The sequence below is a fragment of the Marinobacter sp. B-12 genome, assembly GCF_056857915.1.
Genome location: NZ_JBSXOB010000057.1, coordinates 24,638 through 46,748 on the forward strand (window position 1 = coordinate 24,638; position 22,111 = coordinate 46,748).

Sequence of the window (22,111 nt, forward strand, 5' to 3'; positions counted from 1 at the left end):
GAACGTAAGTGGTTCCATAGCCGTATATTGAACACCATACTGAAAGCAAATGGCGTGGTACTCGCGCTTCAAAGCTGTCGTTCTAGTGAGCCCATTATGATTCGGATTGTCCCTGTTAGCGCTGGTTTGATTTCGTTTGTATTGCTGTTTTCAGGCTGTGGCGGTGGAGGATCTGGCGACAGCAGTGAAGCACAACCCGATCTGAGTGGGGTGGTTGAAATCGAGAGTGGTACTCGGGTGGATTCCGATACCGCAGACGATCGTCGCGTTGATCTTGCTTCATCCAATGACACGGCAATGTCTGCCCAGACGCTGCCGCCAGGTGCAACCGTGGGTGGCTACCTGAGCTCCGCTTCAGGTACCTATACAAACGTTTTCCAATACTTCGAAGATGCCGTTGATGTCTACGCCGTGGTTCTGTCGCCCGGTGACCGCATCGCTTTTCAGGTATTCGGTTCTCCAGAGGAGCTTCTTTTCTCTGGTGCTGCGGCGCCGGCGCGCTCTCTTCGGATACTGAGACAGCAGGCGGGAAGCGTTGTGGAAGTGGCGTCTCAGTCAGCTGCCGGCGATCTGAAACCACTGGTTGAGGTGCTCGACGCCACTTTCGAGCCTGGCTCTTATCTAGTGGAAGTCAGTACCACCAATGGTATTCCTTTTCGATACGTGCTGTCGTTAGCAAGTGATGCGTCAGCCAGCGTGATGAACACCAGCTACTCAACACCACCATTCATGATTGATGAAGCCGTAGTCACCCTCGCACCAACCACAGGGAACTCGCCAGTGGTCGCCGCCATGGCGACGTCACAGCGCAGGGAACTGGGGCGAGGTGCCTGGCTGTTACGCCGTGATCGGCTACGAAACCTAGCAACCATGTCGTCCGGACAGCGAGAAAGAGCGCGTCAGGAAACCCTGAGCTGGGTCAGGGAGTTGCAGCAACAGCCTGGTGTGACATCGGCGGAGCCGAACTATCTCTATTCCTCCCAGCAAGTGTCTCCGGACAATGATCCACTCTACAGTCGCCAATGGAGTCTGCCGCTGATTCAAATGCCGCTGGCCTGGCAGGCTGCTCCGAATGCGGGTGCCGGTATTGGTATCGCGGTGATGGATACCGGCGTATTCAGGTCGCCACCGACGGCAGCTGGAGATTGGCATCCGGACTTGGCCGCCAATGTGCAGCTGGTTCCAGGACAGATTATGGATTACGTTTCAGGTGACCTGGATATTGATCGGGAGGACAGTGGCCAACGCGATACAAACCCGGCTGACCCAGGCGACGGTAAGGCTCGCAGCAGTAATTTTCATGGGACTCATGTGGCAGGAATTGCCGCCGCAGCCGACAACACCCTGGGTGTCGTCGGCGTTTCGCCGGGGGCCACTATCTACCCGGTACGGGTGCTTGGGCGTGACGGTGTGGGGTCATCCGCAGACCTGATCGAAGCTTTGAACTGGGCCGCTGGCCGTAATGAAATAGACGTGATTAACCTCAGTCTCGGCGGGCTCGGCCCGAGCACCGCACTGAAACAGGCGATTGATGCCGCCTGGAACGGCGGAAAGGGTAAATTGATCGTCGCTGCTGCCGGCAACCAGGGTACGGACGAGCCAACTTACCCAGCTGCCTATCCCAACGTCATCGGAGTTGGGGCTGTCGACGGCGGGAGCGTGCGCGCCTCTTATTCCAACGTAGGACAGTCTGTCGACGTTGTTGCGCCGGGTGGCGATGCAAGCCGGGATGCCAATCAGGATGGTGCGGCCGATGTTATTGTCAGTACCTGGGGGCGTGACGATACAGGCACCTTTGAGCCCGGATACGCCGGCCTGCAGGGAACGTCGATGGCCGCACCCCATGTGGCGGGTGTGTACGCTCTCATGAAAGCTGAAGTGCCGACACTTACTCCTGCCGGGTTCCAGAGTTTCCTGGTAAACGGTGATCTTACCGACGATGTGGGTCCTGCGTTTGAATACGGGGCGGGGCAGATCAATGCGCTGGCATCGATGGACGCGGCGCTGGACGGCAACTTCCCGATCACCCTTAGCTCATCACCCACAGCCATACAGTTCAATGCGGCGGTGCTCAGCGAACAACTGGTATTTTCGACCTACCCAGAAGGGGAGAGCGTCACCATCACCGACGTAGACTCAGGTGCACCATGGCTTGACGTGAGTGAACCCAGTAACGAGTTACCGCTGTCACTGACAGCGACTGCGTACCCTTCGAAACTCGAAGGAGATGGTCGCTATACGGCAGACCTGGTGATTACCTATCAAGCTGACGGCGCTTCCGCCGCAACGCTCACGATTCCTGTAACCCTCCGTCTGGGCAGCTCGCCGGACGAACGGAATGCTGGGCGGCACTATGTATTGCTAGTCAGTACCGACGAAGAGCGTGACACCCTCGAGCAGGCCGTCGTCTCTGCCTCCCAGGGCCGGTACGAATTTGCGTTTGACCAGGTTGAGGCTGGTGAATACTTCCTGGTTGCCGGCAGCGACATGGACAACAACGGGCTGATTTGTGAAAACGGTGAGGCCTGTGCCGAATATCCGGTCAATGGGTTACCTGAAAAAATCGTTATTGGCGAAGAACCGGTGGGCGGGGTAAGGTTGAGTACCAGTTTTCGTCGGCCGACCATTACCTCCCTGGGTCTGCCCAGAGTGGGCTTTGAAGGGTATCGCCTGAAATCAGGCCCGAAGTCAGAAGCTGGTGGTGAGCCGATCCGCAACGTGGAGAGTACCCGTTGACCTATCGTTTTACGCTGCTATCACTCTGTGTACTCGTATTCAGCCTGATCACAGGCTGTGCGATTAACCGCTCGGCAACCGCCGAAGGCGCACCGTTAGCGCGTCAGGTCACAGAGTCTGACCATTGTGGGTTGGCGGCGCCAGGGCTGGTCTACGTGTCCAATGCCGAGGAACTGAGCCAACTTTCTAAGTTGCCTTCCGGCAAGCTGGCCCTGAAACAGCTCAGGGCCATTGCCTTCGAGCGGGAGCATTTGTTGCTGGTGAGCCTGGGACAGAAGACCACCGGCGGCTACGGCCTGACACTGCAGTCGTCCGAGATCGTCGACGACGTTCTGGAGTTGATGGTCGAGGTGCGACGGCCAGCCGCAGGCGCCATGGTGACCCAGGCATTGACCACGCCTTGCGCCGTTATTGCCATCAGCCCCGACGATTGGGAACAGTTGCGGGTGTCTGGCAAGGGCCTCGAGGGTTTCTCGCGCCAGCGGTAACCGTGTCAGGGGCGTGCTGGTCCACACCGGCACAAAACAACCGTTGATCTTTCCCCGCGAATCCCTAAGCTATGGGCCAGTTTTACAACAAACCCGTGGAGTCGCTTCCTTCCCATGATCCAGAAACAGTACAACGCCGATGCCATTGAAGTTCTGAGTGGTCTGGACCCTGTCCGCAAACGCCCGGGCATGTACACCGACACCAGTCGGCCCAACCATCTGGCCCAGGAAGTTATTGATAACAGTGTTGACGAAGCCCTGGCGGGGCACGCTCGCCGAATTGATATCATCCTGCACAGCGACGGTTCCCTGAGTGTGGAGGATGACGGTCGTGGGATGCCGGTCGACATGCACAAGGACCATGGTGTTCCGGGTGTTGAGCTGATTCTTACCCGCCTCCACGCCGGCGGTAAATTCTCCCAGGGCAACTACAACTTTTCCGGTGGTTTGCACGGGGTGGGGGTCTCGGTGGTCAACGCCCTGTCGACTCACCTTGAAGTCTCCATCAAGCGTGACGGGCAACTGCACCGGATGACCTTCGCCAACGGCCACAAGGAGACGGAACTCAGCGTTGTTGACACCGTTGGCAAGCGCAACACCGGTACCCGACTGAAGTTCACACCGGACCCAAGTTATTTCGACAGTCCCAAATTTTCCATCAGCCGTTTACGTCATAACCTCCGCGCCAAGGCGGTTCTCTGTCCCGGTCTGAACGTGACTTTCCTGCAGGAGCACACCGGCGATAAAGATGAATGGTGCTACGAGGGCGGTTTACGGGATTACCTGCGCACCGAGCTTGCCGACATCGAGGCCGTTCCGCTGGAGCCGTTTACGGGCAGCTTCTCTGGCAACAAGGAAGCGGTGGATTGGGCGTTCCAATGGCTGCCGGAAGGTGGCGAAGCGGTCATGGAGAGCTATGTAAACCTGATTCCAACCGCACAGGGCGGCACTCATGTGAACGGCCTTCGCACCGGCCTGCTTGAGGCGATGAGAGAATTCTGTGAGTTCCGCAACCTGCTGCCGCGGGGCGTCAAACTGTCACCGGAAGACATCTGGGAACGTTGTGCCTATGTGTTGTCTTTCAAGATGCAGGAACCCCAGTTTTCCGGCCAGACCAAGGAACGGTTGTCCTCCCGTGAAGCGGCTGCGTTTATTTCTGGTGTCGTCAAGGATGCCTTCAGTCTGTGGCTAAACCAGCATACTGATATTGCTGAAGCACTTGCCGAACTGTTCATCAGCAATGCGCAGCGTCGCCTGCGGGCAAGCAAGAAAGTGGCCCGGAAGAAGGTTACCTCTGGCCCGGCGCTGCCCGGCAAGCTGGCAGATTGCTCAGGCAGTGACAGTAACCGATCCGAACTCTTCCTGGTGGAAGGTGACTCCGCGGGTGGCTCTGCAAAGCAGGCCCGTGACCGTGAATTCCAGGCAGTAATGCCCCTGCGGGGCAAAATCCTCAACACTTGGGAAGTGGACTCCAGTGAGATCCTTGCCTCCCAGGAGGTCCACGATATTGCGGTTGCTATTGGGGTGGACCCGGGCTCCGATAAACTGGATGGTCTGCGTTACAACAAGATTTGTATCCTGGCTGACGCCGACTCCGATGGCCTGCACATCGCCACCCTGTTATGCGCGCTGTTCGTCAAGCATTTCCGGCCGGTGGTGGCTGCCGGCCATGTATTTGTTGCCATGCCCCCTCTGTATCGTGTCGATCTGGGCAAGGAAACCTTCTACGCTCTGGATGAACACGAAAAGCAGGGCATTATCGACCGGCTGGCCGCGGAAAACCGCCGTGGCAAGATTTCCGTCACCCGGTTCAAAGGCCTGGGCGAGATGAATCCGCTCCAGCTGCGCGAGACCACGATGGCGCCGGATACCCGTCGGCTGGTGATGCTGACCATCGAAGACGGCGACGACACCGACAGTCGTATGGACATGCTGCTGGGCAAAAAGCGGGCGTCTGACCGCCGTACCTGGCTGGAGACCTACGGGAATATGGCGGATATTGAAGTCTGAATTGCTCTATATTCTTTCTGGTGCTTTAAGCAGCATCCTTTATTCTTTCTAAGTCTTCTGCAAACTCGTTATCCTGCCCCTTTTATCCAAGGGACCACCAGATGGATTGGCAGGGCTGGTTTGCATTAAGCCTTACGGGTGTGGCGTTGTTACTGATGAGTGTCGGGCGTTTCGGCCCGCATCTTGTCATGCTGGGCGTACTCATCGTTCTCAGTGCCAGCGGTATTATCAGCGCCGATCAGGCCCTTGCCGGATTCAGTAACAGCGGACTGATTACGGTGGTTGCCATGTTCGTGGTGGCGGCGGGCATCCATCATTCCGGTGGGGTAGACCTGGTTGTTCACCATCTCCTCAGATCGCCTCGCACGGTGCGCTCGGCGCAGGCCCGTATCGCGTTCCCTGTCGCGTTGTTGAGCGGCTTCCTCAACAATACTCCGGTGGTGGCCACCATGATTCCGGCGGTCCATGCCTGGTCCCGCAAGATCGGCATATCGCCCTCAAAGCTGATGATTCCCCTGAGTTACTCCGCCATTCTGGGTGGTACTTTGACGCTGATTGGCACCAGCACCAACCTGGTGGTCAACGGCCAATATCAGCAATTGACCGGGGAGGGCGGTTTCTCGATCTTTTCCATCACTGCTGTCGGGTTGCCGGTTGCTGTTATTGGCCTCGCCGTCATGCTTCTGGTCCTGCCAAGGGCGTTGCCGGACCGTAAGGACCAGCAGAAATTCGGTTCCATGCGGGAGTTCACACTGGAGGTGGCGGTTGCCTTCGATGGGCCGTTGGTGGGCAAGAGTGTGGGAGAGGCCGGGCTGCGTGAGTTGGAGAGGCTGTACCTCGTCGAGATTGAGCGGGATGGCAGCGTGGTGACAGCGGTGCCCTCGGAAGAGCGGCTGCGAGGAGGCGACCGGTTGGTCTTCGCCGGCGACACCCAGGCGATTTCCGATCTGCTGCGGATCAACGGTATTGTCCCTTCGGTACACGATGATGAACCCAGCCTGAGTAAAGACCGGGCAGAGCGCCGGCTGGTTGAGGCCGCGTTGTCCCCGCAGTCGGAAGTGCTGGGCCTGACGATTCGGGATGCCCGTTTCCGGGATCGCTACGGGGCCGTCGTGTTGGCGGTCGCACGGGGTGGCGAGAGGGTATCCGGCAATCTGGGCAACATTCGCCTGAAAACCGGCGACGTCTTGTTGCTGGAGGCACGTCCCGCCTTTGTCAGCCGTCAGCGATACGCCAAGGACTTCCTGCTAATCAACGATCTGGAAACAGAAACACCCCGCCATGACCGTGCTTACCTGTCCTGGGGAATCCTGCTGGTGCTCGTGGGGGCTGCCGCGTTTGGGGTGCTGAGCATGCTGAACGCGGCGCTGATGGGAGCGGCTCTGATGGTCCTTAGCGGTTGCTGTTCCGTAGGTCAGGCGCAGAAAGCCGTGGACGTGCCCGTGATGCTCACGATTGCGGCGTCATTTGCCTTAGGGGCTGCGCTTCAGGAAACCGGTGCTGCCGGCTATGTCGCGGAAGGGATTCTGAACGTCAGCAGCGGCCACCCGTTGCTGACCATCCTGCTGGTGTACTTCGCGGTGTCGGTGCTGACCGAGGTCATAACCAACAACGCGGCCGCCGTGTTGGTGCTGCCTATTGTGCTGTCGATGACAACGGCTCTGGGTATCGCGTCAGAGCCCTATGTTATCGCAGTGATGATGGCGGCTTCCGCCAGTTTTGCCACGCCACTGGGCTACCAGACCAATATGATGGTGTTTGGCCCTGGAGGGTATCGGTTTATGGACTTCGTGAAGGTCGGCTTACCGATGAATCTGTTTATCGGGCTGGTGACTGTTGGTGTGATTTCCCTGGTCTACGGGATCAGCCTCTCTTGAGAGTGGTTTCGGTGGGGTTGGCGAGAATGTCGCAGCAAAGGACCCTCAGCTCGCCCTTGTGGTAGTAACCGAGGGACAGGGTGACGCACATATAGGCACCCGTAATACAGAGGTAGGGCGAGGTTATATGAACCTGGCCGGGCTGGGCGATGGCCTGGCGCAGATACTGCTGACGATACCAGTCGGCACTGGTGGTGCTTTCCAGGGGCCGGAACCGAGGGTCCAGACTGCGGGCCATGGCGTCCGACACCATGGTGTCATCGATTTGCACGCCGTTGGCATCGACCAGGTAACACCGCGACACCGCTGGGTGATTCAACAGGTCACTGCATGCCTCATTCACGGGAGTGCCTTGTGTGAGTGTGTCCGCGGCACCGCGAAAGAAATCCTCAAAGTAGGAGACCAGCTGCCGGGTTGGGTCTCTCGTTACCCGGTTTTTGCTCTTGTAATCCTGCAGTAACCCATCCAGATCCGTCACTTTGTGCGGAATGTCCGCCAGGGAGGTGCTTGGCCTACTGAAGTAGAACCCCTGGACAAAATCAACACCTGCATCGATAGCGATCATTGCCTGGTCGTGAGTTTCCACGCCTTCAAGGAGCACCAGGCAGCCGGACTGATGCAGCAAAGAGACAATGCCGTTGAGTATCTGTCTGGCCTTGTGGTCGTCGGTGGCCCGGGTCAGAAGCTTACGGTCCAGCTTCACAATATCCGGTGACAGGTTCCAGATGCGCTCAAAGTTTGAATGGCCAGCACCAAAGTCATCGATAGCAGTCAGGCAGCCCAACTGTTGGTAGTAGGCAACGGTTTCACGCAGCCGTTCTGCGTCGTCCGTTGGCTGCTCCACGATCTCCATGACGATGCGATGGGGGGGAAGGCCCGTTTTCTTCAACAGTTCCCCGAAAAAGCTGTCTGCACGGTTGCCGGCCGACACCACGCGGGGAGATACGTTCAGGAACAGCCAGTTCAATTGGTCCTGAAAACCGGAATAGTTGCTGATATGCAGGTATCGGCACAGGCGATCAAGCAACAGGTTCTCGGCATCAGAGCTCGGTAGCTCGAACAGGTGGAGGGGCAATACCGCGGCATTATCGGTATCAAAGGCACGAATCAGCGCTTCGTAGCCGACAACGCGTTTGTGGGAAATACTGAAAATTGGCTGCAGCGCCGTTCGTAAAGTCAGGCCCTGGTAGTCGGCCGTCCATGATTCGCCTTCCCTGGTTAACATCGGCGACAGCACATCAACTTCCGGTGCGGTCATCTGCTCTGGGAGGGTTCGCGACATAGGCCTTTTCTGGTCCGGATAAACGAAAACATCGGAAAGCCCTGTAGCAGCCCGATCTGTTGATCCTCGTCGTACTCCACTGATTGTCAGTAAATAAAGTCAGTCAGAACGAGCAGGATAGTTTAGTTAGACAGAAGATTGCCAAAAACAGCAGGTTATTACCACTATTTCATGTAAAAACAAGTGGCGTCGGGTGACGATGCTCAGGAGGCGTGGCAGGAGCGATGTCCGGCAGCTCCGAAGGGAGCCGCAGGAAATCAGTTGTTGCTGGGTACGGCGACGGATTCGTCGAATTCAAGTTCCATGTCTGTTCCTCTCGTTCACTGAGTAACCCGAACCGGGTAGATAAAGTATGTGAAAAGTCTATCGTGTCCATTGCTTTCCACAATCCGTAAAACCCGTATCAGACCAAAGGTATAAGGGATCATGCGTATGGGCTTCTTGGTCAGATATTCTGATCTTTATATCCAAAACATTTTGATTGGTTTTGCTTTGGGCGCTTCTAAACTGGTGTAATTAAACTTGGCAGGTTTTAGGGAGTGGGACGTCAAACGTCATGCAGGTACGCAATTCGAGCAGTAAATTTGGAGTGGTATCCATAGCCGTCCACTGGCTCGTCGCTGGTGCCGTTTTTAGTCTTTTCGGGTTGGGCTACTGGATGGTTGATTTGTCCTACTACGATGACTGGTATCGCACCGGCCCGGACATTCATCGAAGCATTGGTATTCTGCTGCTGATGGTCATGTTGTTTCGTCTGGGGTGGCGATTTTTCACCCCGCTGCCGCGCGCACTTCCAAGTCATAGCCGACTGGAAGTGCTGGCCGCTCATGGCGCACATATGCTTCTCTATGCGCTGATTTTTGTTGCCACGGCCAGTGGGTATCTCATTTCGACGGCGGATGGGTCCTCAATCAGTGTATTCAACTGGTTTGATGTACCTTCGGTGACCGGCCAGATTAAGGGGATGGAGGATACCGCCGGGCTTGTTCATTACTGGTCTACATGGGCACTTGTCGTGCTTGCCGGGGTACACGGTCTGGCTGCGGTCAAGCATCACCTGATTGACCGGGACGACACCCTTCGGCGCATGTTGGGTGCAGGTCGCCGCCAATCGTAATTCAGACTATCGATTAAATCGTGCCTACGGGCTGTTTCAACAAGGAGATGAACATGAAAAAACTGCTGCTTGCATCTGCGGTTGCACTCACGGTGTCTGGCGGAGCCCAGGCGTCCGAGCATAGTGGAACCTATGCTTTTGATACCAAGGGGGCCCACCAGTTTATTACCTTCAAGATTTCCCACCTGGGGTACAGCTGGCTCTATGGTCGGTTCAACGAATTCGATGGTGAGTTTGTGTACGACGCTGAAAGCCCGGCCAACAGCTCGGTTGAGGTTGTCGTGGACACATCCAGCGTTGACTCCAATCATGCGGAGCGTGACAAGCATCTTCGCTCCGAAGACTTCCTGTATGTTAGCGAGTTCCCGGAAGCTACCTTCAAGAGCAAAAGAGTGGTTGTAGATGATGACGGCGAGGCCGATATCGTCGGTGACCTGACCCTGCGTGGTGTGACGAAAGAAATCACCCTGGACGTGGAAATGCTCGGGCACGGTGACGATCCGTGGGGTGGCTATCGCATGGGGTTTGAAGCTGAAACCGAATTCAAGTTGACGGACTTCGGCATCCCGATGGATCTGGGCAAGGTATCTGAAACCGTTGAGATGATTATTTCTGTCGAAGGCATTCGCCAGTAACGATTACGTATAGCCACCTTTGGCGTTTGACCAGAGGTGGCGCGTATCTTTCCATCTGAAGCTGCCCGGCGTCGTGGTGGGCAGAAATACCTTCAAAGCGTATCCGGGGATTCCTGGATTGATTGTCCGTTCCGGCAAAGGTGGCGCTGACGCCAGAACTGGGCGAAGAATATAACCAGTCCGATGAGTACTCCCGCCCACAGATAAGGACCCGCCAATTGGAAAGTGCCGGTTATGGCAAACTCCACCAATAGCATCAGGGTAAGAGCAAGAACAGCGTTCACCATGGCCGTAATCAGGGCCTGCCCGCAGGCTTTCAGGTTGGGTCTCATAGTTCTCCACTCGTGGGTGTCGTGAAACGGATCATCGTTTTACTGATGGCGAGCATACGGTGAGGGTTACACTCTCTCCATGCGGGAATTCCGCTATTGGAAATTCGACGGGGTGTTGGTGTATCTGCCCTCGCCTCCATATAATGTGCAGTCCCGGCCGCTGGCCGGGATAATCAGCGGAATTCATATCAGGCAATAATAAAGGGGCATCCATGCCAGAGTTTCAGACCACGGATGAAGGCTTTGAGCGGGTCTCACTGCGGGACTACACCGAAAAGGCCTACCTCGACTATTCCATGTACGTCATCCTGGACAGGGCGTTGCCCAATGTCGGAGACGGACTGAAGCCGGTGCAGCGGCGAATTATCTACGCCATGTCCGAGCTTGGCCTGAAATCCACGTCAAAGTACAAGAAGTCCGCCCGTACCGTGGGTGATGTTCTGGGTAAATTCCACCCCCACGGCGACAGTGCCTGTTACGAAGCCATGGTGTTGATGGCCCAGCCGTTCTCCTATCGCTACCCTCTGGTGGATGGCCAGGGCAACTGGGGCGCGCCTGACGACCCCAAGTCCTTTGCCGCCATGCGCTATACGGAGTCACGCCTAGCCAAATTTGCAGATGTGCTTCTCAGTGAGTTGGGGCAGGGCACCGTGGACTGGGTCCCGAACTTTGATGGCACCATGGACGAGCCTTCCGTGTTGCCTGCAAGGTTGCCTCATGTGCTTTTGAACGGCACCACCGGTATTGCCGTGGGTATGGCAACAGACATCCCGCCCCACAATGTCCGGGAGGTGGCGGCAGCCTGTGTAAGGCTACTCGACCAGCCGGAAGCCACCACCGATGATCTGTGTGAGCACGTTCTGGGGCCGGATTTTCCCACCTACGCAGAGATTATTACGCCTCGCAAGGATATCCGCCAGATGTACGAGACCGGCCGGGGTTCGCTGAGGATGCGCGCCCGCTGGATCAACGAGAGCGGGGAAATCGTGGTAACCGACCTGCCTCATCAGGTCTCGGGAAACCGGGTGCTGGAGCAGATCGCCCAGCAGATGCAGACCAAGAAACTGCCCATGGTTGCGGACCTGCGCGACGAATCCGACCATGAGAACCCGACCCGGCTGGTGATTGTTCCGCGCTCCAATCGTGTGGATCAGGAAGGGCTGATGGCCCACCTGTTTGCCAGCACCGATCTGGAGAAAACCTACCGGGTGAATATTAACGTCATTGGCAATGACGGCCGCCCGGGCGTCAAAGGTCTACGCGAAATGCTGACGGAATGGCTCAGCTTCCGTCGTACTACCGTCACCCGGCGCCTGCAGCACCGTCTGGACAAGGTGCTCGCGCGCCTGCATATCCTCGAAGGCCTGCTGGTGGCCTATCTGAATATCGATGAAGTCATCGCGATAATTCGCTACGAAGATAAACCCAAGGCTGAGTTGATGTCCCGCTTCGGGCTGTCCGGGGAGCAGGCTGAAGCCATTCTAGAGTTGAAGTTGCGCCACCTGGCCAAGCTTGAGGAAATGAAGATCCGTGGCGAGCAGGACGAGCTGTCGGCTGAGCGGGATGAGCTGCAGGCGATTCTTGGCTCCGAGGACCGCCTGCGGGAGCTGATCAAGGACGAATTGCTGGCGGATGCGGAAACCTATGGGGATGACCGTCGTTCACCCATCGTCGAGCGCCGGGAAGCCAGGGCCTTTAGCGAAACCGAACTGGTTTCCAACGACCCGGTAACGGTTGTGCTGTCGGAGAAAGGCTGGGTCAGGGCGGCCAAGGGCCATGATATTGAGCCCGAAGGTCTTAGCTATAAAGCGGGCGATGCGTTTGCCATGGCCGCGAAGGGGCGCAACAACCAGCAGGCGATATTTCTGGATTCCACAGGTCGCGCCTATTCTCTGGTTGCCCATACGTTTCCGTCTGCCCGGGGCCAGGGCGAGCCACTGAGTGGCCGCATCAATCCGCCGTCGGGGGCGACCTTCTCCGGGCTGTTGATGGGCGACCCTGCGCGGAAAGTATTGTTGGTCACCGATGGTGGCTACGGGTTCGTGACCTCCCTCAACGACATGATCAGCAAAAACCGCAACGGCAAGGCTGTGGTGTCGGTACCGAAAGGGGCGAAAATCATGTCTCCGGTGGAGGTGCCTGATTCTGACAAACCGCTTTATCTGGGCGCCATCTCCAATGAAGGCCGGATGCTGGTGTTCCCGCTGAGCGAGCTGCCAGAGCTGGCCAAAGGCAAGGGCAACAAGATTATCAGCATTCCCTCGGCGCGGGTTCAGAACCGGGAAGAGTATGTGGTTGCTGTCGCCGTTTTCGCTGAGGACGACCAACTGGAGATCCGCGCTGGTAAGCGCAAGATGGGACTTCAGTTCAGTGATCTCGAGCACTATCTGGGTGAACGTGGCCGCCGTGGCCACAAGCTGCCTCGCGGGCTTCAGAGAGTGGACGCCATAGATGTGATCCAGTCAGCCAGCAATGCGGCAGACGTCTCCGATGCCGACAACGTTGCCAATGCAGAGGAGCAGCCCGACAGTGAGTGAGCTGGTTCTGATTAACGTTTCAGGGCGCGACAAGCCAGGCCTGACGTCGGAGATAACCGGCATCATGGGGCAGTACGACGTGCGTATTCTCGACATCGGCCAGGCGGTGATCCACGACCACCTGACCTGGGGTATCCTGATTGAGATTCCCGATGAGTCCAAATCCTCGCCGGTGATTCGCGACCTTCTGTTCCGGCTGCATGCGCTGGATCTGCAGGTGCGTTTTGCGCCGATTACGATAGAGGAGTATCAGCAGTGGGCGGAGGGGCGTAACCGTGCCTGCTACATCGTTACGCTGCTGTCGCGGGATATCAAGGCCGAACAGATAGCGCGGGTATCCGCCATTACCGCCCGCCATGGCCTGAACATCGATAACATCAGCCGGCTTTCTGCCCGCCCGTCGCTGAATTCCTCCGAGAACCGCATTGCCTGCGTGGAATTTTCCGTCCGTGGCACACCATCCGACCTGGAACAACTGCGTTCCGACTTCCTGCATATCGCCGGAGAGATGAACGTGGATATTGCCTTCCAGGAGGACTCCATCTTCCGTCGGAATCGACGTCTGGTAGTGTTCGATATGGATTCCACCCTGATCGACGCCGAAGTGATCGACGAGTTGGCATTGGAAGCGGGCGTGGGGGCGCAGGTGGCGGAGATTACCGAGCGAGCCATGCAGGGAGAGCTGGATTTCGGGCAGAGCTTTGCAGAGCGCCTGGCGCTGCTAAAGGGGCTGGATGAATCGGTGCTTGAGGGCATCGCCGCCCGCCTGAATATGACGGAAGGTGCGGAACATCTGATACTCAGCCTGAAATCCCTGGGCTACCGTACGGCGATACTGTCGGGTGGCTTTACCTACTTTGCCCGTCATCTGCAGGAAAAGCTGGGAATTGACTACGTGTACGCCAACGAGCTGGAAATTGAGAACGGCAAGGTAACGGGCCGGGTGTCGGGGCAAATTGTTGATGGCAAGCGCAAGGCGGAATTGCTTCAGGAAATCGCGGAACGCGAACACATTTCCCGGGAGCAGGTCATTGCGGTGGGTGATGGTGCCAACGACCTTCCCATGCTTAGCCAGGCGGGGCTGGGCGTGGCTTTCCGGGCCAAGCCTCTGGTCAAGGAATCTGCTCGCCATTCCATTTCCACCCTGGGGCTGGATGCGATTCTCTATCTGATCGGGTTCAGGGAGAGCGATAGCCTTCAGGCTGGAGGGCGGTAGGTGAGGCGCACGGCATGGAGGGTTATGCCGTGCGATTCTTCAGTGGTCGCCGAAGTCGTAGTTCATTTCCGGAACCGGCGCCTGCAGGTAATAACCCTGGATGTAGTTCACCCCGGCCTGCCATAGAGTTGCCAGCACGCCAGCGTTCTCTACCAGAGGCACGATCGTCAGCTTGCCGGCACTTTGCAGGCTCTTGATCATTTCCTTGACCTCTTCCTTGGCGTCGTCTTTCTTCTGCAGTTCTTCGGTAAACGAACCGTCGATCTTCACATAATCCACGTCGATATGCTTCAGGGTGTTGAACGGATTCAGGGCACATCCGAACTGGCAGATCGAAACCTTGCAGTGCAGTTCGTGAACCGTCCTGGCAAACTCCTTGGCCTGCTTCATATAGTTGTTGGCATCGCCCTCGCGAATCTGGAAGATCAGTGAGTCACCCGGGAGGCGGGCCGCCTTCAGGGCCACGCTCAGCCAGGGAGTGAAGGTTTTGTCCTCCAGAGTCTCCGCCGTCACATTCAGGAACAGGCGGCTGTCGTGGCCTCGTGAGCGATGGCTGGAAAGCTGTTTGATGGTTTGCAGGATCACCCAGCGGTCAATCTTGATGGCCATTTCAGAGGGGCCGACAGGCGGCAGGAAGTCGTACGGTGAGACTTCCTCGTTGTCCTTATTCAGCATCCTGACGAAAGCCTCGTAGTGCTCTTCACCCTCGCCGCGTAGATTGATGATGGGCTGGAAGAGCAGCTTGAAGCGGTTGTCATCCAGGGCTTTCTGGATGGCATCGACCGAGTTGCTTTCATCCATGGCCTCGTAATCCGCCGGGTTGTATACCAGAACGCCGTTGCCCTGCTCATGGCCCGGCTTTTTCCGTAGTTCCGATGAAGCGGTGTGGGCCCGCCCCATCAGGTCCGGTGCCTTGGGTGCGTTTTCGGTAATCGCGGCAACGCCGATGCTGAGGGTCAGTTGTACCGTGCGACCGTTGATGTCGAACAGATGGTCTTCGACCTTCTTGCAAATGGCCTCACACTGCTCCGCCATGACTTTCTCTTCACACGGCTGGCACAGCAGGCAGAAGGCGTCGTCGCTGAGGCGGGCGAGGACCATATCATCCGGCGCCTGTTCCTTCAGCAGGGTGGCCAGGTCGCCGAGCATCAGGTCGGCACCGGCAATGCCCACTTGGCCTTTCAGCCCCATGAAGTTGTCCAGAGCGATATAGGCCAGTGCCCCGGTCTTGTTGTCCTTGCCAGCCGTAGCGATCACCTGACCAAGGGCATCCATCAGATATTGACGGTTGAACAGGCCGGTTAGCAGGTCCTGGCTGCTGATCTGACGAATCTTCTCTTCCAGCTCGGCGTCACTGTGCTCTGGCTGGATCACAATCTGGGTGCAGGTTTCGCCGTCATACGTCGCGGCGGAGACCGACATGGTGACGCTGAGTTCCTGATCGTCACTACGTCGGGCCACACAGTTCATGGTCATGCCATCTTCGCCATTGTCAGCGAACGATTTCATGAATTCCTTGTACTTTTCCTGGCTTTCCGGCGTCAGGGTATCGAGCACCGGGATGCAGATCAGGTCGTCGATGTCGTCGTACCCCAGGAACTCCATGTACGATTGGTTGGCGTAGATGTGCATGCCATCGTTAATGTAAGCAATGGCATCCTTGGAACTTTCCAGCAGGAGCTGACAGCGTTGTTCGGCTTCCCGCAGGTGGGATTCGAGAACCCTGCGTCGACGTCGTTCCTCCAGGGCGGCCAGTTCCCGATTCACCACCAGCACCAGCTGATCCGTGTTCTCGAACGGAACCGTGTCCTGTCCACCCGATTTCATAACGGCGACTGAGCGTTCACGATTGAATTCGTTGGTGAGGAGAATGAAGGGAATGTCCTTGTCCAGGCGCCGAATCATTGCCAGGGCGCCATCAGCACTGAATTCCTGTTCTACGTCTTCGCGAGCCAGCAACAGGTCCCAATTACCCGTTTTCAAGGTTTCTTCGAGATCTTCTTCGGACGTGATGCGATGGGCCCGCGTGGCTTTGCCCGAGTTTCGGAGAAGGCTGACCAGGGTCTCTGCGTCGTTCTGAGAAGGGTCGAGGATGAGCAGGTGTACGGTTGCGTTCTTTTTCTGCATTTCGTCAGATGTCTCGTGATACGCGTTGGCTGTGCCGACACCTTTTGTTCAACTCAGAGCGCGGGGCCGGCTTTCACTAACGCTGAATGATGCAGGGGTTACCGGTTAATAACAACCCTTCGGGCGGGTTGATCAGCGTCCGTTCACATTAACGGAGCACTATAGCGAGGGCCAAAGTGAGTCGAACTCGTCTTCGCTTGTGCCTGCCTCCGGCAGGTTGTTGCTCGCCGACGCTAAATCGGCGTTCTGAAGCTTGAGCTCAAACTGACTGACGCTGCCGGTTGCTGAAACCTTTCGGGATAGGGTGCCCTGATCTTCGCGGCCGTCATGAAGCAACAAAATCCGGCTGCCGGACTGGAACGGGAGTCGCGGTGTGATGAGGGTTGCTGCCTGGTTGATCACGCTTATTTCCGGCAGCAAGAGGCCTCGGAGATACTCGCTGCTGTTGCCGATCTTCTGGATCAGTCTGATGCCGCAGGGTGCGGCTCTGGGGGCCAAAAGCTCAATGCCAACCTGCGTGTACCGATTGCGAACCTGCCTTATCCATCGCACCACCGCCACGCTCCAGGGGTGGTTTGACTGCTCTCGAACGCCGAGAATCTCGCCCGCCTGCAGAGAAGAGGGCACGTTGCTCTCCCAGGCGACACAGTAACCACCGGGGCTGGTGTTCACCAGCAGCGCGTGGTGAGACTTGGGTTTTCTTCGGTCGCTTTCGCTGTCCGGCGTTGCGCCAATACTGTTGCGGAAGTTGATGGGCGTGTCTGCCGCTTGCAACGGCTCATCATTCGGCCCGGCATCGTGGGCTCCCGCCCAGGCATCCTGTTTTTGGCGGGAAGAACGCAGGAACAGGTTGTCGTCGCCACCCAGGCTGTCGTTGCCGCTGACGAACTCGTTGAATGATTTAGCGCCGGCTACGTAATAATGAGTTGCTGTCAGGCCTATACAGATCTCAAGTGTACCCTGGCTGACAATGCGGTTGAAATTGCGCTTGGCAAGGATGCCCAGAGCCTGGCTCAGATGGGTCAGCAAGGTGTTGCCAATGCGGGAGGGAAGTTCAAGCTCGCTCTCCCCGCCATCGCGTTTGTTGCGAGCGTGCAGTGCGTTGGTGATCTGCTCAGACAATTCTCTGGTGTCGAAATTGTAGCAGTCGTTACCAGGCTTTTGTTCCAGAAGGCTGCGGTAGACCGGTGAGGTGTCCCGCTCCATGTTCACTACAAACAGGCTGTCGTTGTCTGTTTCCGGCCCGCAGGAAACCAGGTGGGTCCAGTTCCCGAACAACTCGTAAACCTGTGCCAGTTCTGCTTGCCGCAGCTGGTTGGGGCGGGCGCAACCTAGCAGCAATATGCGTTTGTAGCTTTCCTCCACAGTGCTGCCACGGCGCTCGGTCAGGGTGTCGTCGTCGACGGACAGTCCGTGAATCTTGTTGCGATGGGCGAATCGGAACAGGCGATGACACTCCAGCCAGCTTTGTGCGGGGCTGGGGCAGTAGAGTTGGTGGGCTCGCACGATGGTGGCAGCCAGTTCCGAGGTGGCGCGATGAATGGCCGTCGCGACCGCTTTTCGGTTCTTGTCCAGGCCGCCGTTGTCCAGGAATTCATGCACGCACAGTTTATAGCCACTGGCGGCATGAAGCTGAAGAGCTTGGGACAGGTTGGCAACCTTGCGCTGTTTTTCCGGTAGTGCAACGGCCAGGCCGAGGTAATGCCGGGACAGTTCGGAACAGACGAAGTGTATCTTTGGGCGAATCAGTTCCAACAGTTGTAATCGCTGTTGTGGCGCAATGAACAGGTGGTTGAGTTCAATAATGGCATGATAGAGCTGTCGCGAAGCCTCGCCAATGTTCGCCATTGGCAATTGGTTTACCCAGTCCCTGAAGGCTTTTGGGGAAGTCTGGCAAAATGAGAGGCTTGCCGTCTTCTGTTCAGGAACACGGAGATCGGGCTTCAATATCATGCCTTCCATGCTTTCACGCCAATTGTCTGGACCACGGTAGGTACTCCGGGTTGCATCACGAACTGCAGGCGTACCTTATACTAACGCCTGCGTGTTTTAATCGGAAAACGCCGCCAATACAGCTTTTTACTGTTATCGTTTATTGCACTGTAAAATAGCAAACGCACAACAGAAAGCGAGAAAAGCACGAGTTGACAATGTTTAACAAGTAAATTTGGGCCAACTTTGCCAAATACGTCACGCAAATAGATCCAGTGGCGTTTTTCCGGGCCGGCCTGGAATCTCCCTGACGAGCCGTGGTACCAGAAAACCTGGCAGCGAGGTAATCAGTTGCCGGACCAGTTCCCTGGCTTTGTTGTCACTGACTTCGAAGTGATGGGCGCCGGCCACTGGGTCGAAAGCGTGGAGATAGTAAGGCAGCACTCCACACTCGAACAATCGCTCGCTGAGTTCCGCCAGCACGCTGGCGTCGTCATTCACTCCTTTTAATATCACGCTCTGGTTCAGCAACGTGACGCCTGCGGCTTTCAGGCGCCCGAGCGCCTGTTGCGTGTCAGCATCCAGTTCGGCCGGGTGATTGACATGGATGACGACGACAGCCTGCAGGCGTGAGCCAGAGAGCCACTTGATCAGAGGGTCAGTCACTCTTTGAGGGATGACAACGGGCAATCGGGTATGGACTCTCAACCTGCGGATGTGTGGGATGGCTGCCAATGCCTCGGCCCAGGCCGACAGCAGCCGGTCGTTCGCCACCAGCGGGTCGCCCCCGCTGAAAATCACTTCGTTTATGCGAGTATCGTCGGAGAGGGCCTTGAGGGCCTGTGCCCTGTCCTCCGGCGACAGTCGGTGGTCCTCGTAGGGGAAGTGTCGGCGGAAGCAGTAGCGACAGTTAATGGCGCATTGCCCCGTCACCATTAACAGGGCTCGGCTATCGTACTTGCGAATCAGACCGGTCGCTGGCATGGAGCCGCTTTCCTGGAGTGGGTCGGAGACGAACCCAGGATAGGTGTCTGCTTCGGACGTTAAAGGCAGTACCTGACGTAACAGGGGATCGTCGGGATCGCCCCTCGTGATTCGATTAAGATAGGGTTCGGGCACGCGTATGGGGAACAATCGGTGGCCTTCCTCAGCGCCATGGAGCCAAGCTGCCGGGGCAAGGTCAAGCCGGCGCAGGAGGGCATCCGGCGTAGTGACGGACTCCGAGAGCAGTCGCTGCCAGCTGTGATCCGTGTGATCGACGGGGCGGGCTTCTATACGGGTGGCGGTTCGCTGTATCATAGCCACCTTCGAATTTCCAAAAGCATCGTTTCAGGTGATAATTTCATGGCTTCATATTCTACCAACGAATTCCGTGGCGGTCTTAAGGTTTTGCTGGATGGCGACCCCTGCATCATTCTCGAGAACGAATTCGTAAAGCCCGGAAAGGGGCAGGCGTTCAACCGGGTAAAACTGCGCAACCTGATGACCAATCGCCAGTGGGAGCGCACCTTCAAGTCCGGAGAGAGCCTGGAAGCTGCCGACGTGATCGATCTGGAAATGGAGTACCTGTATACCGATGGCGAATTCTGGCACTTCATGAAAACCGACGGGTCCTTCGAGCAATTCCCGGCGGATGCCAAGGCGGTCGGTGATGCTCTGAAGTGGCTGAAGGAGCAGGATGTATACACGGTGACTCTCTATAACGGCGCGCCCCTGACAGTCTCCCCGCCCAACTTCGTCGAATTGGAAGTGGTAGACACAGATCCCGGTATGAAAGGCGATACCGCCCAGGGCGGCTCCAAACCGGCGACCCTCTCGACTGGCGCTGTTGTCAACGTGCCGCTGTTTATTACCATTGGTGAAGTGCTCAAAGTGGACACTCGCTCCGGTGAGTACGTCAATCGGGTCAAAAACAGCTGATCGGTACCGCAGTGACTGACTCTCTGCAGTGGCGGCCCTCGGCTTCACCGGCGGCCCTTAAAAGCCGCGCGCAACAGCTTGCCTGGGTGCGCGGCTTTTTTGCACAACGTGATGTGATGGAAGTCGAGACGCCCGTGCTTGGCCAGCACGGTGTTACTGATATCAATATCGACAGCATCTCCGCGAATCCTGTCTCGATTGGAGTGCACCCGGCGGATGGGTGGCTGCAGACGTCCCCCGAATATCACATGAAACGGATGCTGGCGGCTGGCTCTGGCCCGATTTATCAGATCGCCCGGGTGTTTCGCGATGGCGAGTTCGGTAGACGGCACAACCCTGAGTTTTCCCTGCTTGAATGGTATCGGCCCGGTTTTACGGATGTCGATCTGATGGAAGAGGTGTCCGAGCTGGTCTGTGGCTGGCTGGGTTGTAAACCGCCGTGCACCATGACTTATCGTGAGGCGTTTCTCCGGTTCGCGGGCATTGATCCGTTTCTGGCCGGTAATGGGGCGTTATCAGAACGTTGTGAACAATGGATGGAGCCGTCCCAACTGGATGGGCTCACTCGTGACGATTATCTGGATCTGCTGATGAGCTGTCAGGTCGAGCCTGCGCTGGCGGGCATTGGACCGGTGTTCGTGACGGGTTACCCTGAGTCACAGGCGGCACTGGCCCGTGTGTCCGAGCAGTCAGGGCTGCGTCAGGCTCACCGTTTCGAGCTGTACGTGGACGGTGTGGAGTTGTGCAACGGCTACTGGGAACTGACCGATCCCGACGAGCAGAGGTGTCGGTTTGAAGCGGACAACCAGGCTCGTCGCAGAGCGGGTAAGCCTGAGATGCCCATCGACCAAGCGTTCCTGGCTGCGCTGGATTCGGGTGTGCCCGATTGTTCCGGGGTGGCGTTGGGCCTGGATCGCCTGTTGATGCTGAAGTTGGGACTGGACGAGCTGGCCGGCGTTATTGCGTTTCCGGCCGATCGGTGCTGATGTCGCCGAAAGCTTCACCCATGCGCACCGTACCGCCTGCTACCTGATTGGCGTTCCATCTCACGGCGCCCTTGGGCATAACCATGATCACGGTTGAGCCCAGGCGGAACCGTCCCATTTCCTCGCCTTTTTCAAACTGGATGGGTGTTTTGAGGCTGTCATAGCGACTCTCGGAAACCTCACCGCCGCCCGGTGCCACGATGCCGGCCCAGGTGGTCTCGACACTGCCGACGATCATTGCGCCGACCAGCACCAGGGCCATAGGGCCCGCCGGAGTGTCGAAAACGCAGGCAACCCGTTCATTCCGGGCGAACAGGTTGGGCACGTTCTCCGCGGTGGTCGGGTTGACGGAAAACAACTTGCCGGGAACGTACACCATTTCCCGGAGCGTGCCCGCGAGCGGCATATGAATGCGGTGGTAGTCCTTGGGGGATAGGTAGATGGTGGCAAATTCGCCATCGGTAAAGTTTGCTGCCCGATCCGCATCGCCACCGAGCAGCTCGTTCAGGCTAAAGGACTGGCCCTTGGCTTGAAAAATTCGGTCATTACTGACTTGGCCGAGTTGGCTGATAGAGCCGTCAACCGGGCTGACCAGAGCGGTTTTGCGCTCATCCACGGGCCGAAGGCCGGGCTTCAGGGCACGAGTAAAAAAGGCGTTGAAGCTCGGATAGGCCGCTGGGTCCGGTTCCAGTGCTTCGTTCATATCGACGCCATAGCGGCCGATGAACCACTTCACCACGCGATTCTTGAGCCCCGGTAGGCTTTTATTGTCCGCCAGTCGGCCAGCAAGGCGCGAAACCGATAGTTGCGGCAGAACGTACTGGCTCATTACAAACAGCTTGTCGAACATTGGAAAGTGGTCCTTGGCGCTCAAAGGCGCGAAGTTTACCAAATCGCGGGGCATGTATAGAAATTG

Annotated in this window: 16 protein-coding genes; 10 read left to right on the forward strand and 6 right to left on the reverse strand. The window is 57.2% G+C overall.

Features of this window, described 5'->3' with window-relative positions; translation table 11 throughout:
* Positions 1–96: 96 nt before the first annotated feature.
* The 4 genes from AC13D2_RS11705 to AC13D2_RS11720 all read left to right on the forward strand — a co-directional run bounded on the left by AC13D2_RS11705 (position 97) and on the right by AC13D2_RS11720 (position 7,111).
* On the forward strand, positions 97–2,736 hold the full coding sequence (locus tag AC13D2_RS11705; RefSeq protein ID WP_482938639.1) for a S8 family serine peptidase: 2,640 nt from the start codon (positions 97–99) through the stop codon (positions 2,734–2,736).
* The gene (locus AC13D2_RS11710) at positions 2,733–3,224 is read left to right on the forward strand and encodes a protease complex subunit PrcB family protein (RefSeq protein WP_482938640.1); all 492 of its coding nucleotides are present in this window, start codon (positions 2,733–2,735) and stop codon (positions 3,222–3,224) included. The genes AC13D2_RS11705 and AC13D2_RS11710 overlap by 4 nt, the downstream gene beginning before the upstream one ends.
* 114 nt (positions 3,225–3,338) lie before the next feature.
* Positions 3,339–5,234 (forward strand): DNA topoisomerase IV subunit B, encoded by a 1,896-nt coding sequence (parE, locus tag AC13D2_RS11715; RefSeq protein WP_482938641.1) that lies wholly within the window; start codon positions 3,339–3,341, stop codon positions 5,232–5,234.
* A gap of 101 nt (positions 5,235–5,335) precedes the next feature.
* Positions 5,336–7,111, forward strand: a complete 1,776-nt coding sequence (locus AC13D2_RS11720; protein WP_292047369.1) for an SLC13 family permease — start codon at positions 5,336–5,338, stop codon at positions 7,109–7,111.
* On the opposite strand, the gene AC13D2_RS11725 is transcribed toward AC13D2_RS11720, so the two are convergent.
* Entirely contained in the window at positions 7,098–8,393 is a 1,296-nt protein-coding gene (locus tag AC13D2_RS11725) for an EAL domain-containing protein (RefSeq protein ID WP_292047370.1), read from the reverse strand. The two genes, AC13D2_RS11720 and AC13D2_RS11725, sit on opposite strands and share 14 nt — an antisense overlap.
* 556 nt (positions 8,394–8,949) lie before the next feature.
* On the opposite strand from AC13D2_RS11725, the gene AC13D2_RS11730 reads away from it, so the two are divergent.
* Both AC13D2_RS11730 and AC13D2_RS11735 read left to right on the forward strand, forming a co-directional pair.
* Positions 8,950–9,510, forward strand: a complete 561-nt coding sequence (locus AC13D2_RS11730; RefSeq protein ID WP_292047372.1) for a cytochrome b — start codon at positions 8,950–8,952, stop codon at positions 9,508–9,510.
* Between the two features lie 53 nt (positions 9,511–9,563).
* Positions 9,564–10,145 carry a YceI family protein gene (locus AC13D2_RS11735; RefSeq protein WP_292047374.1) on the forward strand — a complete coding sequence of 194 codons (582 nt, stop codon included), beginning with the start codon at positions 9,564–9,566 and terminating at the stop codon, positions 10,143–10,145.
* A gap of 92 nt (positions 10,146–10,237) precedes the next feature.
* Here AC13D2_RS11735 and AC13D2_RS11740 read toward each other — a convergent pair whose 3' ends face one another.
* The gene (locus AC13D2_RS11740; RefSeq protein WP_292047375.1) at positions 10,238–10,477 is read right to left on the reverse strand and encodes a hypothetical protein; all 240 of its coding nucleotides are present in this window, start codon (positions 10,475–10,477) and stop codon (positions 10,238–10,240) included.
* Positions 10,478–10,689: 212 nt separating this feature from the next.
* Here AC13D2_RS11740 and parC point away from each other — a divergent pair, with 212 nt between their 5' ends.
* Together parC and serB are read left to right on the forward strand one after the other, a co-directional pair.
* The gene (gene parC, locus AC13D2_RS11745; RefSeq protein WP_292047377.1) at positions 10,690–13,014 is read left to right on the forward strand and encodes a DNA topoisomerase IV subunit A; all 2,325 of its coding nucleotides are present in this window, start codon (positions 10,690–10,692) and stop codon (positions 13,012–13,014) included.
* Positions 13,007–14,230 carry a phosphoserine phosphatase SerB gene (serB, locus tag AC13D2_RS11750; RefSeq protein ID WP_292047378.1) on the forward strand — a complete coding sequence of 408 codons (1,224 nt, stop codon included), beginning with the start codon at positions 13,007–13,009 and terminating at the stop codon, positions 14,228–14,230. Before parC ends, serB begins: the two co-directional genes overlap by 8 nt.
* A 39-nt stretch (positions 14,231–14,269) precedes the next feature.
* On the opposite strand, the gene AC13D2_RS11755 is transcribed toward serB, so the two are convergent.
* The 3 genes from AC13D2_RS11755 to epmB form a co-directional block, all read right to left on the reverse strand.
* Positions 14,270–16,357: an EAL domain-containing response regulator gene (locus AC13D2_RS11755; protein WP_292047379.1), complete on the reverse strand. Its 2,088-nt coding sequence runs from the start codon at positions 16,355–16,357 to the stop codon at positions 14,270–14,272.
* A gap of 159 nt (positions 16,358–16,516) precedes the next feature.
* Positions 16,517–18,319 carry a GTPase gene (locus tag AC13D2_RS11760; protein WP_292047381.1) on the reverse strand — a complete coding sequence of 601 codons (1,803 nt, stop codon included), beginning with the start codon at positions 18,317–18,319 and terminating at the stop codon, positions 16,517–16,519.
* A 228-nt stretch (positions 18,320–18,547) separates the two neighbouring features.
* Positions 18,548–19,588, reverse strand: a complete 1,041-nt coding sequence (gene epmB, locus AC13D2_RS11765) for an EF-P beta-lysylation protein EpmB (RefSeq protein ID WP_300499004.1) — start codon at positions 19,586–19,588, stop codon at positions 18,548–18,550.
* Between the two features lie 45 nt (positions 19,589–19,633).
* Between epmB and efp the strand changes: the two genes are divergently transcribed.
* Entirely contained in the window at positions 19,634–20,209 is a 576-nt protein-coding gene (efp, locus tag AC13D2_RS11770; protein ID WP_288354259.1) for an elongation factor P, read from the forward strand.
* Positions 20,210–20,220: 11 nt separating this feature from the next.
* On the forward strand, positions 20,221–21,195 hold the full coding sequence (epmA, locus tag AC13D2_RS11775; RefSeq protein WP_300499007.1) for an EF-P lysine aminoacylase EpmA: 975 nt from the start codon (positions 20,221–20,223) through the stop codon (positions 21,193–21,195).
* On the opposite strand, the gene asd is transcribed toward epmA, so the two are convergent.
* Positions 21,167–22,045, reverse strand: a complete 879-nt coding sequence (gene asd / locus AC13D2_RS11780; RefSeq protein WP_300499013.1) for an archaetidylserine decarboxylase — start codon at positions 22,043–22,045, stop codon at positions 21,167–21,169. The genes epmA and asd overlap by 29 nt on opposite strands.
* Between the last annotated feature and the right edge of the window lie 66 nt (positions 22,046–22,111).